This window comes from Streptomyces sp. DSM 40750 (genome assembly GCF_024612035.1).
Classification (GTDB): Bacteria; Actinomycetota; Actinomycetes; order Streptomycetales; family Streptomycetaceae; genus Streptomyces.
On record NZ_CP102513.1, the window covers coordinates 11,086,024 to 11,098,911 of the forward strand.

The 12,888-nt window shown below is 69.0% G+C and carries 12 protein-coding genes and 2 pseudogenes; 9 read left to right on the plus strand and 5 right to left on the minus strand.

Annotated elements, in window-relative coordinates:
• Positions 1 to 170: 170 nt before the first annotated feature.
• Positions 171 to 1,005 (minus strand): annotated as a pseudogene (locus JIX55_RS48515) (aldo/keto reductase).
• On the opposite strand from JIX55_RS48515, the gene JIX55_RS48520 reads away from it, so the two are divergent.
• Positions 966 to 1,508: a hypothetical protein gene (locus JIX55_RS48520; protein WP_257561505.1), complete on the plus strand. Its 543-nt coding sequence runs from the start codon at positions 966 to 968 to the stop codon at positions 1,506 to 1,508. The pseudogene JIX55_RS48515 and the gene JIX55_RS48520 sit on opposite strands and share 40 nt — an antisense overlap.
• Positions 1,509 to 1,760: 252 nt before the next feature.
• Here JIX55_RS48520 and JIX55_RS48525 read toward each other — a convergent pair whose 3' ends face one another.
• Positions 1,761 to 2,762, minus strand: coding sequence for a helix-turn-helix transcriptional regulator (locus JIX55_RS48525; protein WP_257569156.1), 1,002 nt, complete (start codon positions 2,760 to 2,762; stop codon positions 1,761 to 1,763).
• Positions 2,763 to 2,920: 158 nt separating this feature from the next.
• Here JIX55_RS48525 and JIX55_RS48530 point away from each other — a divergent pair, with 158 nt between their 5' ends.
• From JIX55_RS48530 to JIX55_RS48550, 5 genes and pseudogenes are all read left to right on the plus strand, one after another.
• Positions 2,921 to 3,343 (plus strand): VOC family protein, encoded by a 423-nt coding sequence (locus JIX55_RS48530; RefSeq protein ID WP_257561504.1) that lies wholly within the window; start codon positions 2,921 to 2,923, stop codon positions 3,341 to 3,343.
• 111 nt (positions 3,344 to 3,454) lie between these two features.
• Positions 3,455 to 4,486 (plus strand): aldo/keto reductase, encoded by a 1,032-nt coding sequence (locus JIX55_RS48535; protein WP_257561503.1) that lies wholly within the window; start codon positions 3,455 to 3,457, stop codon positions 4,484 to 4,486.
• Positions 4,487 to 4,493: 7 nt separating this feature from the next.
• Positions 4,494 to 5,588, plus strand: a complete 1,095-nt coding sequence (locus JIX55_RS48540) for a winged helix DNA-binding domain-containing protein (RefSeq protein ID WP_257561502.1) — start codon at positions 4,494 to 4,496, stop codon at positions 5,586 to 5,588.
• Between the two features lie 87 nt (positions 5,589 to 5,675).
• Positions 5,676 to 6,968: a DUF6192 family protein gene (locus tag JIX55_RS48545; RefSeq protein ID WP_257561501.1), complete on the plus strand. Its 1,293-nt coding sequence runs from the start codon at positions 5,676 to 5,678 to the stop codon at positions 6,966 to 6,968.
• A pseudogene (locus JIX55_RS48550) lies at positions 6,917 to 7,716 on the plus strand (IS5 family transposase); the annotation flags it as partial. The gene JIX55_RS48545 and the pseudogene JIX55_RS48550, both read left to right, overlap by 52 nt.
• Positions 7,717 to 7,734: 18 nt before the next feature.
• On the opposite strand, the gene JIX55_RS48555 reads toward JIX55_RS48550, so the two are convergent.
• The 3 genes from JIX55_RS48555 to JIX55_RS48570 form a co-directional block, all read right to left on the minus strand.
• Positions 7,735 to 7,920: an aldo/keto reductase gene (locus tag JIX55_RS48555; protein WP_443046770.1), complete on the minus strand. Its 186-nt coding sequence runs from the start codon at positions 7,918 to 7,920 to the stop codon at positions 7,735 to 7,737.
• 80 nt (positions 7,921 to 8,000) lie between these two features.
• A complete protein-coding gene (locus JIX55_RS48560; RefSeq protein WP_257561500.1) occupies positions 8,001 to 8,906 on the minus strand; it encodes a helix-turn-helix transcriptional regulator in 906 nt (301 codons plus the stop codon).
• Positions 8,907 to 9,259: 353 nt separating this feature from the next.
• Positions 9,260 to 9,469 (minus strand): hypothetical protein, encoded by a 210-nt coding sequence (locus tag JIX55_RS48570; protein WP_257561499.1) that lies wholly within the window; start codon positions 9,467 to 9,469, stop codon positions 9,260 to 9,262.
• A 518-nt stretch (positions 9,470 to 9,987) separates the two neighbouring features.
• Here JIX55_RS48570 and JIX55_RS48575 point away from each other — a divergent pair.
• The 3 genes from JIX55_RS48575 to JIX55_RS48585 all read left to right on the plus strand — a co-directional run bounded on the left by JIX55_RS48575 (position 9,988) and on the right by JIX55_RS48585 (position 12,830).
• The gene (locus JIX55_RS48575; RefSeq protein ID WP_257561498.1) at positions 9,988 to 10,971 is read left to right on the plus strand and encodes an aldo/keto reductase; all 984 of its coding nucleotides are present in this window, start codon (positions 9,988 to 9,990) and stop codon (positions 10,969 to 10,971) included.
• A 33-nt stretch (positions 10,972 to 11,004) separates the two neighbouring features.
• The gene (locus tag JIX55_RS48580; protein WP_257561497.1) at positions 11,005 to 11,973 is read left to right on the plus strand and encodes an aldo/keto reductase; all 969 of its coding nucleotides are present in this window, start codon (positions 11,005 to 11,007) and stop codon (positions 11,971 to 11,973) included.
• 83 nt (positions 11,974 to 12,056) lie between these two features.
• Complete coding sequence (locus JIX55_RS48585) at positions 12,057 to 12,830, plus strand: alpha/beta fold hydrolase (RefSeq protein WP_257561496.1); 774 nt, start codon at positions 12,057 to 12,059, stop codon at positions 12,828 to 12,830.
• Positions 12,831 to 12,888: the final 58 nt, after the last annotated feature.

A 12,888-nucleotide genomic window follows, 5' to 3' on the forward strand; every position in this document is an offset into this window, starting at 1 on the left:
GCCGTCCGAGACTGCATCCGCGTCGAAGGACACCCCCACACGCCGGCGATGCCCGGAGTCCCACGTCTTCGGGCTTGAGGCGTGGGCTGCGCAGAAGTGCGGGAACTCGATCTGTGCGGCACGTCGGCGAGTCCGGGTACCGGTTCGGTACGTCGGCCCGTGCCGACCGGTCAGGAGAAGAAGATGGGCAGGCGCGGCACGTACGGTGCTTCAAGAGCGTCGATCTCGTCGCCGGTGAGTTGGATGTCGAGCGCGGCGACGGCGTCGGCCAAGTGGTGCGGCTTGGTTGCGCCCACGATCGGGGCCGAGACCACCGGGTTCTTGAGCACCCAGGCCACTGCGATCTGCGCCATGAGTGAACCGGCCGGTGAGGAAGCCCTTGCCGAGCGGCGAGTACGGCACGAAGGCGATGCCCTGCTCCTGGCAGTACGGCAGCACCTCGGTCATCCAGTCCCGTGTCCACAGCGACAGTTCGGACTGCACCGCCGTGACCGGGTGGACGGACTGGGCCCGCTTGATCTGCTCGACACTCACCCCGGACAGACCGATCGCCCCGGCCTTGCCCGCCGTCACGGCCTCCGCCAGCGCGCCGACACTCTCCTCGATCGGCACATCGGGGTCGACGCGGTGCGGGTAGTAGAGGTCGACGTGGTCCGTGCCCAGACGCCCGAGGCTCTCGTCGATCGAGCAGCGGATGCGCTCCGGGTGGCCGTCGACGCCGGTGACCGCACCGTCCTTGGCCAGCACGCCGACCTTGGTGGCCAGTACGGCGCGCTCCCGGTGGCCGTCCGCCAGGGCTCGCCCGACCAACTGCTCGTTCGTGCCAGCGAGGCGTGACGACCGTGAACTCGCCGCGGGAGCGGCCCGGCGCCTTCGCGGGGACTGCGCGAACGAGCGCTCTGGAAGCAGGGCGCGAGGCCGCAGTCGCCCGCCGCCGCGCCGACAGCGAGAAGTGCCGACGGCGCGTGCTCGACGTGATCGCCGGCATGCGCAAGACGCGCACACCCCTGTCCGACGCGGAGATCACGCGCCGGGCCGGGGTGAACCCTCAGTACCTGCAGCGCCATCGGGACCTCAAGGCGGAGGCGGAGGTCGTCCGCGCGCACCTTGCCGACAGCCGGCCCCGGGCCGCAGCCGCGCAGGCGGCCCGCAAGGAGGCGGCTCTGCAGGTGGAGAACCGCATGCTGCTCGAACAGAATCAGGCCCTGCGCAAGGATCTGGAGACGGCACGGTCGGAGCTGCGCTCGATCCGGACCCGCGATCTCACGGCCGCTGCACGGGGGGACCTCGCTGTTCTGCCTCATCGCGACCCCGCACTCGAGGAACTGCGCAGGGAGCGGGACCAAGCCCTGGCCGTCGGGCGGTGCGCGGAGGCAGACCTGGTGGCCTTACGCCGTGTTGTTCAGCGACTCATGGCGGAGAACACCCGGCTTCTCGGAGGACAGACCGACGCGCCCGGCGGCGGCAGCCCGTCGGTCGGTCAGGAGGCTTTGGGATCGGGTGCGTAGGCCTCGGTGACGTCGCCGAACCTTTCCCTCAGCAGGGATTGCAGTTCCGGGGTGAAGTGTTGGCGCCATCCTCCGACGCGTCCTTTGTGGAAGTCGATCCGCTTCTTGGTGATCTTCGTCCCACCTATTTGATCTTGCTCGGGCAAAGGGTCGTTTATGCGAACCCCTTCCCTGCTCTCGGATCGCGTGTAACTGAGCGTTGGGTCGGCCCCGGAGGTTCGGAGGGCTTGAGCGGCGTGGTGAGTTCTGTTCTCACCGCGCCGGGCCGGTCTCTGGTCTTGTGGTGCGGGCGGCGTGGGCGTAGCGGGCGGCGAGGTCCCCGAAGGCGGTGGCCAGTTGGGGTGGGCCGATGACTTCGATATCGGTGTCGAAGCGGCCGATGGCGGCGGCGAGTCCGGTCCATGACCAGGAGCCGAGGATGAGCCGGCAGTGACGGGAGCCGAGTTCCTCAACGATTCCGTCCTGGGCGAAGGGTGCGACATCGGCGGCCGGGAGGCGGAGGATGACTTCGCCTTGGCAGGGCCAGCCAGTGGTGGTGCCGTCGTTGCCGCGGAATCGGCTGGTGATGAAGGTGGAGACGGTGCCGCCGGGGAGGTCACGAGGGGTGAAGCGGGGGCCGGTGGGTGTGCGGGGCCGGATGCGGTCGACGCGGAAGGTACGCCAGTCCTCGCGGTGGAGGTCCCAGGCCACGAGGTACCAGCGATGACGCCAGGTGACCAGGTGGTGGGGTTGTACGCGGCGGACGTCATCGGCCGAGGTGCTTGGACCCGGGGCGTAGTCGAAGCGCAGTTCCTCGCGTGCGTGGATGGCGCGGCTCAGGTCCACCAGGACCTGAGCGCCGACCTGAGGGGTGTCGCCGGCCGCCGCGGGCGGTTGGACGGCGGTGATGTGCAACAGGTCGATGCGGTGGCGCAGGCGGGGTGGCATGACCTGGCGGAGGGTGGCCAGCACGCGGGTAGCGTCTTCGGCGACGGTGGTGCCGGCGGCCGCGGTCTGCAGCGCGACGGCCAGGGCGACGGCCTGGTTGTCGTCGAACAGCATGGGCGGCAGGTGAGTGCCGGCCTCCAGGCGGTAGCCGCCAGCCGGTCCTTTGAGGGTCTTGATCGGGTAGTCGAGTTCGCGCAGGCGGTCGATGTCACGGCGCACCGTGCGCGAGGTGATGCCGAGACGCTCGGCGAGATCATCGCCGGACCAGTCACGGGGCGTTTGAAGGAGCGAGAGCAGCGCGAGCAGCCGGGCAGATGTTTTATGCATGGCACCCATATTCCCCGGAGTACCGGACACAGCCTGTCCTCTACCTCTGCCATCGTGGCATACGAGCCATTCGGGGGGCATCGCTCCTGGTCACGGCAGCCGCCGCTGGAGCTGGGACGGTCGGCGGTGTATTCATCACATCGAGCAAGGAGCAGGTCATGTCCGTCACGACCACCACTCACCTGAACTTCCGGGGCACCGCACGTGAGGCGCTGGACTTCTACCAGTCCGTCTTCGGCGGACGTGCTGTCGCGGTCACCTACAAGGACGCGGGCGCCGTGCAGGATGAGAGCGAGGCGGACTGGGTGATGTGGGGCGAGGTGGCCGGCGACAACGGCTTCCACGTCATGGCCTACGACGTGCCCTCGCAGCTGCCCTGGAACCAGGGCGAGAACCCGTTCTTCGTCTCCGTGCGTGGCGACGACGCCGAGGAGATCAGCGCCCTGTGGGGCAAGCTCGCCGAGGGCTCGACCATCGTGCGTCCGCTGGAGCCCGCGCAATGGGCACCGCTGTACGGCATGCTCACCGACAGCTTCGGCATCACCTGGGTCCTGGACGTCACCGCTCCGTACAACGGCTGAACCAACCGACCGACCTGACATGCCTGCGCCGTCCGGGCCGCCGCAGCCGCACGGGCGGCCCGGACGGCGCAGGCACCGAACACGCACGGCAGCGGAAGGAAACGGGGCACCGTGAGGATACGGAAGCTGGGACGGACCGGCATCGAAGTCAGTGCCTACTGCCTGGGCACCATGATGTTCGGCAAAATGGGCAATCCTGATCACGACGACTGCGTGCGCATGATCCACCGGGCGCTGGATGCGGGTATCAATTTCGTCGACACCGCCGATGTGTACGGCTACAGCGAAACCGAGGAGATCGTCGGAAAGGCCCTCAAAGGGCGCCGCGACGAGGTCGTGCTGGCATCCAAGTTCAACGGACCGATGGGCGAGGACCCCAACCGCAGCGGCAGCTCCCGGCGCTGGGTCGTCCAGGCGGTCGAGGGCTCACTGAAGCGGCTGCAAACCGACTACATCGACCTCTACCAGATCCACCACCCCGACCCGCACACCGACATCGAGGAGACCCTCTCCGCGCTCACCGACCTCGTGCGGGCCGGGAAGGTCCGCGCGATCGGCTCCTCCAACCTGCCGGCCTCGGAAATCGTCGAAGCCCAGTGGGTGTCCCAGCAGCGCGGCCTGCACCGCCTGCGCACCGAGCAACCCACCTACTCCATCCTCAACCGCGGCATCGAGCGTGAGGTCCTGCCCACCTGCCGCCGCTACGGCCTGGGCGTTCTGGCGTGGAGCCCGTTGGCCATGGGTCTGCTCACCGGCCGCTACCGCAAGAACGCCCCGCGGCCCGACAACGCCCGCATGCAGTGGGTCTCCCGGCACCTCACCGACGAACGCAAGCTTGAGGCGGTGGAGCAGCTGCTCACCCTCGCCGAAGAAACCGGCCACTCCCTCACACACGTGGCCATGGCCTTCGCCACCAGCCACCCCGACGTCACCGCCGCCATCATCGGCCCGCGCACCATGGACCAGCTGGACGACTTGCTCGTCGGCGCCACCCTCACCCTCGGCAACGACATCCTCGACAAGATCGACGCAATCGTCCCGCCCGGCACCGACATCAGCCCTCTGGACGTCTCCTACGTACCTCCCTCCCTCACCCACACGGACCTGCGCCGACGCCCGTCCCACGAGCGAGCCGCCGCGTGAGGATGCCATGACCGTTCTTGACGCCCGTGCCCTCAATCGCGCCACCCTCGCCCGCCAGCACCTGCTCAAGCGCAGCGACACATCCGTGTCGGAGGCAGTGGCCCATCTGTGCGGCCTGCAGGCACAGGATCCTCAGGAACCCTTCACCGGGCTGTGGTCCCGCCTGTCCGGCTTCAAGCCCAAGCAACTGGACGATGCGCTGACCGGTCGCGCGGTGGTGCGCACTCACCTGATGCGGCGCACCGTCCACCTCGTCACCGCCGACGACGCGCTCACCTGGCGAGCCCGCCACGACACAATGCTGCGCCAGCGAGTGCTGGGAACCTACCGGCGTGAACTGGCCGGCATCGACGTGGACGAGGTCGCCGCAGCCGGCCGCGCGGTCATGGCCGACCAGCAGCCCCGCACCATGACCGAACTCGTACAAGCTCTCGAAGACCGCTGGCCCGGCCCACCACGTCGTGTCCTGGGCGAGCTGCTCATCGCAGCCCTCATCCCCATGGCCCAACTCCCGCCCCGCGGCCTGTGGCACCAGACCGCCGGCGTACGCAACCTGCCGTTGAGCACCTGGCTGGAACGGGGCATCGACCCCCTGCCCGCCGATGGCAGTGATCCCGTCGGACAGCAACTGCTGCACCGCTACCTCGCCGCGTACGGGCCCGCCGCCAGCACGGACCTACGTGCCTGGTGCGGCCTCGCCGGCCTTCCCGCCGCCGTCAGAGCCGCCCGAGAAGAACTCGTCGTCTTCCGTGACGAACGCGGCCGCGAACTGCTCGACTTGCCCGACGCACCCCGCCCCCACCCCGACACCCCCGCCCCCGTCCGGTTCCTCCCGGCCTTCGACAACGCCATCCTCGGCTACCACGACCGTAGCCGCATCATCGACGCCCCCCACCTCGGTCTGTCCGTCGCAGGCCACCGCACCGTCCTTGTTGACGGACGCGTCACCGCCACCTGGACCGTGCGCAACCACCAACTCCACATCAGCTCCCTGCGCCCCCTCACCGCCCTGGAACAGGAAGCCGTTCACACCGAAGCCCAGGACCTGACCACCTTCCTGGACAACGACATCGAGCACATTCAACTCGACACCGAAAGCTGACGATCACCCCACTCCCGGTGATCCGTCGTCGTACTCATCCGGTGACTCCTTGGGGGAAGATCACACCTGATTCATGACACTCCCCGTGTGCGCGAGTCGATCCAGATGGGACGGGCGATGTTCACGATCGGCGATCACGCCGTGGAGATCGAGCCGATGAGGCCGCAAGGCGGTTCGACCTCGCCAAGCGACGAGCTGTTCGGGGTCTACGCGTCGCTGCAGATATACGCCGACGACATCGGGGTGTCGCTGAGTACGGTCCTCAACTACCGGTTCACCTCGCACCGTTGGCCGGCCGATCGGCGCCGTGAGGGCGTCTCGCACAAGGTCCACTCGATCCTGGCGTCGATCCAGGACGATGCCGAGCGGTTCAAGGCGATCGACGACCCGCCGGTCGACGACGTGACCGGTACGCGCAGATGGACGACGAACTTGGCCAAGAAGCGCGTCGGCCGCCGGCCGGACCGGCCGGGGACGGTCCAGGAGAAGGTGGAGCGCGTCCACGATCTGGCCGCCGACGAGGAGGTCGCGGTGGAGGTGACGCGGGACGTGCTGCGCCGTCCGCAGGTCGCCGCCCGGCTGTTGGAGGACACCGCCGTCAGACACGCGGTCAACGACGCCCAGAAGCCCGAGCACCGCGCGGAGGCCATGCAGTCCCTGGTCAAGGACGACGCCGCGGCAGCGAGGATGGCCTCCGACGTGCTGCGCCGTCCCGAGGTCGCCGCGCGGGTCGCGGCCGACGACAGAGCACGGCACATGGTCAACCGGGCCCAGGCCGACCGTTCCCGCCAGCAAGCCGAGGCCTTCCGACGCACCTCGCCGGTCGGCCCGGCGGTGAGGAGGATCGAGCGGACCGAGGAGTTCGTCGACCTGCTCGGCGCGTTCCTCCGGTTCGTACGCGAGGCGTCCAGGGCGGTGCCGAAGATGCGTCACTGTGAGTGGTCGGGGGACGAGCGTGAGGTGCTGCTGTCGAACATTGCCCGCACCCGCGCGACGCTCGACTGGATGGAGACCGCGGTCTCCACCGGGTCGACATGGACGAGGAACTCGCCCGCATCCTGCGGGGTGAGTGACCGTGCGCAAGCGCTCCCCGGCAGCGGAGCGTCATGCCGAGTTCATTCACATCGCGTTGATGGAAGCCGCTCCTGCGGGGCTGCCCCTCAAACGGCTGATGGGAGCCTGCGAGCTGAGCAAGTACCAGACCCGCAGCGGCCTCGCAGACCAGCTGACCTCTTTTCCGGGGCGCCGACACTTCGACAGAAGGAAAGGATCGGGGGTGCTGGACGGCTCCCTCCTCGCACCAGACGACCAGGACCCCTTCCTTCCCTATGCGCCGACGCCGCTACCCGTCCGACACGACAGACGCCGAATGGGCCCTGATCGAGGCACTGTTACCGCCCGCGGCCTGCGAGACCGGCCGCGGACGGTCGGAGAAACACCCCCGCCGCGAGATCATCGACGGCATCCGTTACCTCGTCGATAACGGGATCAAGTGGAGGGCGATGCCCGCGGACTTCCCGCCCAGGAGGACGATCTACGGATTCGCCCGCCGCTGGGCCGCCCGGCGTCATCAACCTCATCCGCGACCAGCTTCGCAGACGAGTACGGCTCAGCAGCGGCAAGACCCCGCAGGCCGCCGCAGTGATCGTGGACTCCCAGAGCGTGAAGGCGTCCGAGACCGTCAGCAGGGACAGCCGCGGCTACGACGCCGGGAAGAAAATCAATGGCCGCAAGCGCCATATCGTCGTCGACACCCGTGGCCTGGTCCTACTCATCATGGTCACCCCTGCCGATGTCACCGACCGGGACGCGGCGAAGGAGGCCCTCTTCCGGCTCCACCTGATGCATCCCGAGATCGCGATCGTCTGGGCCGACTCCGCCTACGCGGGAGGGCTCGTCGACTGGGCGAAGAAGCGACTCGACATCAAGATCAAAACGGTCCGACGCCCGCCGGAAGCCAAGGGCTTCGTGGTCCTGCCGCGCCGCTGGGTGGTCGAGAGGTCGCTTTCGTGGATCATGCGGGCCCGTCGGCACTGCCGGGACCACGAGAGGCTGCCGCAGGTCAGCGAGTCGCTCATCACATGGGCGGCCGTCACGCTGATGACCCGTTGGCTGACCCGGAAGCCGGCGCAACGGTCCAGGAGAGCTAAGGGCCGTACACATCAGAGGTGTCCAGAAGCGTCATCCCCAGGTCGAGGGCCTGGTGGATCACCGAGACCATCTCGGCCTCGTCGCGCGGGGTCGCCTGGTCGTAGCTGAAGCTCATGCCCATGCAGCCCAGGCCGACGACGCCGACCTGGGGTCCCTTGGTACCGAGGGTGGTGGTACGCATGCTGTTCGTCCTTTCGGTCTTCGGTGGTTCGGACCGGTGTTCGGTGCGCGGGCGACGCACCGGCCGGGGTGATTGCTGTGTCAGTCCGCGAACCCGGTGCGGGAGGCTCCGATCCTCGGCGCGTGCGCCGAGTCGGACGCCATCAGATCGAGCAGGACCATCGCGTCGTACTCGGTGCTGCCGGGCTCGGCGTGGTACACGACCAGCCGGTGGCCGGGGGTGCCTTCCAGCTGCATGGACTGGTAGCCGAGGGTGAGGTCGCCGACGTCCGGGTGGTGGAACGTGTTGCGGCCGTAAGAGTGGCCGCGGACGTCGTAGCGTTCCCACAGTCGGGCGAACTCCGGGCTCTTGAGCAGGAGTTCACCGGCGAGCTGGGTGAGGTCGGGGGCGTCCGGATCGGTGCCGGCCAGAGCCCGCAGGCGGGCTACGCAGCCGCGGACCTGGTTGCCCCAGTCGTCGAAGAGGTCGCGGGCGGCGGGGTGGAGGAAGACGTAGCGCGCGATGTTGCGCTGTCTCGCGGGCCAGTCCTCCATCCCGGCGAGCAGTCGCAGTCCGCCCGGATTCCAGGCCAGGACGTCGCCCGTGCGGCTGACCACGTGGGCGGGCTGGGGCCGCATGGCCTCCAGCAGGATCTTCACGCCGGGCCGAACGGAGCGGCTGGGCGCGGTGGGCGGTTCCGGAGCGGTACGGCCGGCATGCGCGACCAGGCTGCGCAGGTGGTCGCGTTCCGGCTCCTCCAGCCGGAGGGCGCGGGCGAGGGAGTCGACGACGGACGGGCTGGGGCGGGTCTCCTTGCCACGCTCCAGCCGGGTGAAGTAGTCGATGCTGATTCCGGCGAGGGTGGCCAGTTCCTCGCGGCGCAGTCCAGGTGTGCGACGCGGGCCGGTACCGGGTGGCAGGCCGACCTCTTCGGGGTTCACCTGGGCCCGTCGGGCACGTAGATAGCGCCCCAGCTCGGTGCCGCTGCTGTGCTGCTCACGATCCATGTCTTCCGAGTGTGGGGACGCCACGACCTGGGGGGAAGGCGGGTGGGGTGCCCTGTCACGGCACTGAACGGCACTCCGGGCTGCAACGCGGTCTGCCATATGGAGAGCCGGAGGCGCAGGCTTGACGCTCGTAGAACATCTCCGTTCCCGGCAGCCGCGCACGGCGACGATCCAGCTCGTGGCCGCGCTCGGAAGGTCACGGGGACGGACTCGGCGGCCACCCGGCTGCCCGGCACCACCCCGTCCTTTTGGAGAAACCGTGCTCACCGTCAACGCCTATGCCGCGACCTCCGCGACCGAACCGCTCGCCCCGACCACGATCGAGCGCCGCGACGTCGGCCCGCACGACGTCCTCATCGAGATACGGCCTGGTTGTCGAAGAGCTCGATCAGCTCCGGATCGGTGACCGCGAGGCTGGAGACGTGGCCGGGGAACAGCCGCTCATGTGCCGCCGCAGCGGCTTCGTTGGGCTTGCGAACGGTGACGGCCGCCTCCAGGACCCGATGCGGGGAACGGATGGACTCCGCCTCGCCGGTGCCCGAGTCGGTGTAGCCGTGGGACATGCCCACAGCCCCGGCCCGATCCGGGAAACCCCCAGGTTCCGCAGCTTGACTGTGCCGCATCGCTTGTTCCTTCTCCTGTTCATGTCTCTGCTCTTCTCCAAATGCTCTGCAGCCCCGGGGACATCGATGATCCAAGTCCTGCATGCGGCTGTCCGCGCCTGCGGTGCGCCAACCATGGAACAGGAAGTGCGGCGGATGAGGGAGAGCCTGCTGATACAGGCCCTGACAGGGCACCCCAGCCCGTCGGCAAGTGACCTGCCGCGAACGCCGCAGCTGCATCGCGACAGCGCCAGAGAGCTCGAGCTCCACCCACCTCCTGGACGTCGGTCGACGGCGACCTCTGTCCGGCCTACGAGCACCAGGCTGCGGGCACCCCGCGGGCGGTCCCGTGGGGTGCCCTGGCACACCACTGAACCTCGTTCCCCGGTACAACCCGCCCTGCCATCCGATGAGCGCGGCGAGCACGCTGGACGTGAACTGAAGACCTCTTTCGAAACCACCCGCGGAGCACTGGAGCCATGAAGCACATCAAGCTGGGGGACCTGGACGTCTCCCGTATCGGCCTGGGCACCATGACGATGTCCGGCGTCTACCTCAGCCCCGGGGAGACCCCGGACGACACCGAGTCCATCCGGGCGATCCACCGGGCGCTCGACCTCGGCGTCACCCTGCTCGACACCGCGGAGGCCTACGGTCCCTTCGTCAACGAAGAACTCGTCGGCCGGGCCCTCAAGGACCGCCGCGACCAGGTCGTCCTGTCGACGAAGTTCGGCATGTACTCACACACCAGTGGCGGCATGGGCCACATCGACGGCACCCCGGCCAACCTCCGCACCGCGCTCGAAGGCTCCCTCAAGCGGCTCGGCACGGATCACATCGACCTCTACTACCAGCACCGCGTCGATCCCAACACGCCCGTCGAGGAGACCATCGGCGCCCTCGCCGACCTGGTCACCGAGGGCAAGATCCGCCACATCGGCCTGTCCGAGGCGGCGCCCGAGTCGATCCGCCGCGCCCACGCCGTGCACCCGATCGCCGCACTGCAGTCGGAGTACTCGCTGTGGACGCGGGACGTGGAGGCGGAGATCCTGCCGCTGCTGCGGGAGCTGGGCATCGGCCTGGTGCCCTGGTCGCCGCTGGGCCACGGCTTCCTCACCGGCAAGATCCGCGCCACCGAGCACTTCGAGGCGAACGACTGGCGGGCGAACAACCCCCGCTTCACGGAGGAGAACCTCAGGCGCAACCTGCGCATCGTCGAGGAGGTCGAGGCCGTCGCCGCCGAGGTCGACGCCACCCCCGCGCAGGTGGCCCTGGCCTGGCTGCTGGCCCAGGGCGACGACATCGCCCCGATCCCCGGTACCAAGCGCGTCTCACGCGTCGAGGAGAACACCGCCGCCGACGCCGTCGTGCTGACAGCCGAGCAGCTCACCCGCCTGAACAACCTCGCCCCCGCCGCCGGCGACCGCCTCCACGAGGCGGGCATGCGGCTGGTCAACCGCTGACCCGGCCCGCCCGACGACCTTCGGAAGGAATACATGCGCACCACCACACTCGGCCCCGACGGACCCGAGGTCGGCGTCGTCGGCCTGGGCTGCATGGGCATGAGCTTCGGCTATGACCAGGCGACCCCGCGCGACGAGGCCGAGATGGTCTCGGTGATCCACCAGGCCCTCGACCTGGGGATGACGCTTCTGGACACCTCCGACGTGTACGGCCCCCTCACCAACGAGCAGTTGCTCGGCCGGGCCCTTGCCAAGGGCCACCGGGAACGAGCGGTCCTGGCCACCAAGGTCGGCGCCCTCACCCGTAACGCCCAGGGGAATCCCGTACCCGGCCTGAACAACCGCCCGGAGCACATCCGCTGCTCGATCGACGAGAGCCTCCGGCGTCTGGGCACGGACCACGTCGACCTCTACTACCTGCACCGCGTCGACCCCGATGTGCCGATCGAGGAGAGTGTCGGCGCGCTGGCGGAGGCCGTGACGGCGGGCAAGGCCGGGGCGATCGGTCTGTCCGAGGTGAGTGTCGAGCAGATCAAGCGGGCCCAGTCCGTCCACCCGGTCACGGCGGTGCAGTCCGAACTGTCGCTGTGGACACGCGACTGGATGACCGAGGTGCTGCCGTACTGCCAGGAGCAGGGCATCGCCTTCGTGCCGTACTCGCCGCTCGGCAAGGGCTTCCTCACCGGCCGGTTCACCTCCTTCGACGACCTGCCGCAGGACGACTTCCGACGCGGACTGGCCCGCTTCCAGCAGGACGCTCTGCGCGTCAACTTCGCCCTCGCCGAGAAGGTCCGCGAGCTCGCCGACCGCATCGGTGCCACTCCTGCTCAGGTGGCGCTGGCGTGGGTGCTGGCCCAGGGCGAGTACGTCGTCCCGATCCCCGGCACCAAGACCCCCAAGTACCTGCTGGACAACGCCGGCGCGGCCGACGTGCGGCTCAGCGCCGAAGACCTCGCCGAACTCGACGCCCTGCCCACCCCGCAGGGCGGCCGCTACTACTGAACCTCCGCACCTGGCCCCCGACGGGCCGCACCCGCACCAGCCGAACATCCGCAGAGAACACCGATCCACCGGAGGTGGAGATCATGACCGAGACCAGACCCTACGTTCCGCCCGCCCATGTCGTCGGCAGCGGCGCCCACAAGGTGATCGTGCTGCACTCGCTCTTCGCCGGACACGAGTCGTTCAGCCCCTGGTGGCCGTACCTGGACGGCACCCGCTTCAGCTACGCGTTCATGGACGCCCGAGGCTTCGGCGACGCCATCGACGTAGAGGGCTCCTACACCTGTGACGAGATCGCCTCGGACGTCCTCCTGCTCGCCGACAGCCTCGGCTGGCGCGAGTTCTCCCTGATCGGGCACTCGCTCGGCGGCATGCCGGTCCAGCAGGTCGTACTCAAGGCGCCCGAGCGTGTGCGCAAGCTCGTCGGGCTCAGCCCCGCGCCCGCGAACGGCCTGGGCATCCCGGACGCGGCCTACCCCTTGCTCGCCGAGGCCGCGCACAAGGTCGAGAACCGCCGCATCATCATCGACTCGTCCACAGGCGGCAAGCTGTCCCCGCACTGGGTCGCCTCCTGGGCAGAGCAGTCGATGAAGGCTGTCGGCCCGGACGCCTTCCGCAGCTATCTCGACTCCGTCAACACCACCGACTTCTCCGCCGAGATCACGGGTGCTCCGCTGCCCGCACTGGTGGTGGTCGGTGAGAACGACCCGGCGACCGACGCCGACGCCATGAACCAGACCTGGATGCGGCACTACCCGAACGGACAGCTCGCAGTCGTCGGCAACGCCGGCCACCACCAAATGGTGGAGACCCCGATCGCCCTCGCGACCCTCGTCGAGAAGTTCCTCGGCGACTGACCGGAGCGAGGAGGCCTTCGACCAACCGACAGGCGGCGCGCCGTCCGTTCGCGGGTCG

Coding starts and splice junctions, on each gene's coding strand:
- JIX55_RS48585 (WP_257561496.1), top strand. CDS start 12,057: ATGACCGAGACCAGACCCTACGTTCCGCCCGCCCATGTCGTCGGCAGC.
- JIX55_RS48525 (WP_257569156.1), bottom strand. CDS start 2,762: ATGCATAAAACATCTGCCCGGCTGCTCGCGCTGCTCTCGCTCCTTCAA.
- JIX55_RS48570 (WP_257561499.1), bottom strand. CDS start 9,469: ATGTCCCACGGCTACACCGACTCGGGCACCGGCGAGGCGGAGTCCATC.
- JIX55_RS48530 (WP_257561504.1), top strand. CDS start 2,921: ATGTCCGTCACGACCACCACTCACCTGAACTTCCGGGGCACCGCACGT.
- JIX55_RS48555 (WP_443046770.1), bottom strand. CDS start 7,920: ATGCGTACCACCACCCTCGGTACCAAGGGACCCCAGGTCGGCGTCGTC.
- JIX55_RS48540 (WP_257561502.1), top strand. CDS start 4,494: ATGACCGTTCTTGACGCCCGTGCCCTCAATCGCGCCACCCTCGCCCGC.
- JIX55_RS48575 (WP_257561498.1), top strand. CDS start 9,988: ATGAAGCACATCAAGCTGGGGGACCTGGACGTCTCCCGTATCGGCCTG.
- JIX55_RS48580 (WP_257561497.1), top strand. CDS start 11,005: ATGCGCACCACCACACTCGGCCCCGACGGACCCGAGGTCGGCGTCGTC.
- JIX55_RS48560 (WP_257561500.1), bottom strand. CDS start 8,906: ATGGATCGTGAGCAGCACAGCAGCGGCACCGAGCTGGGGCGCTATCTA.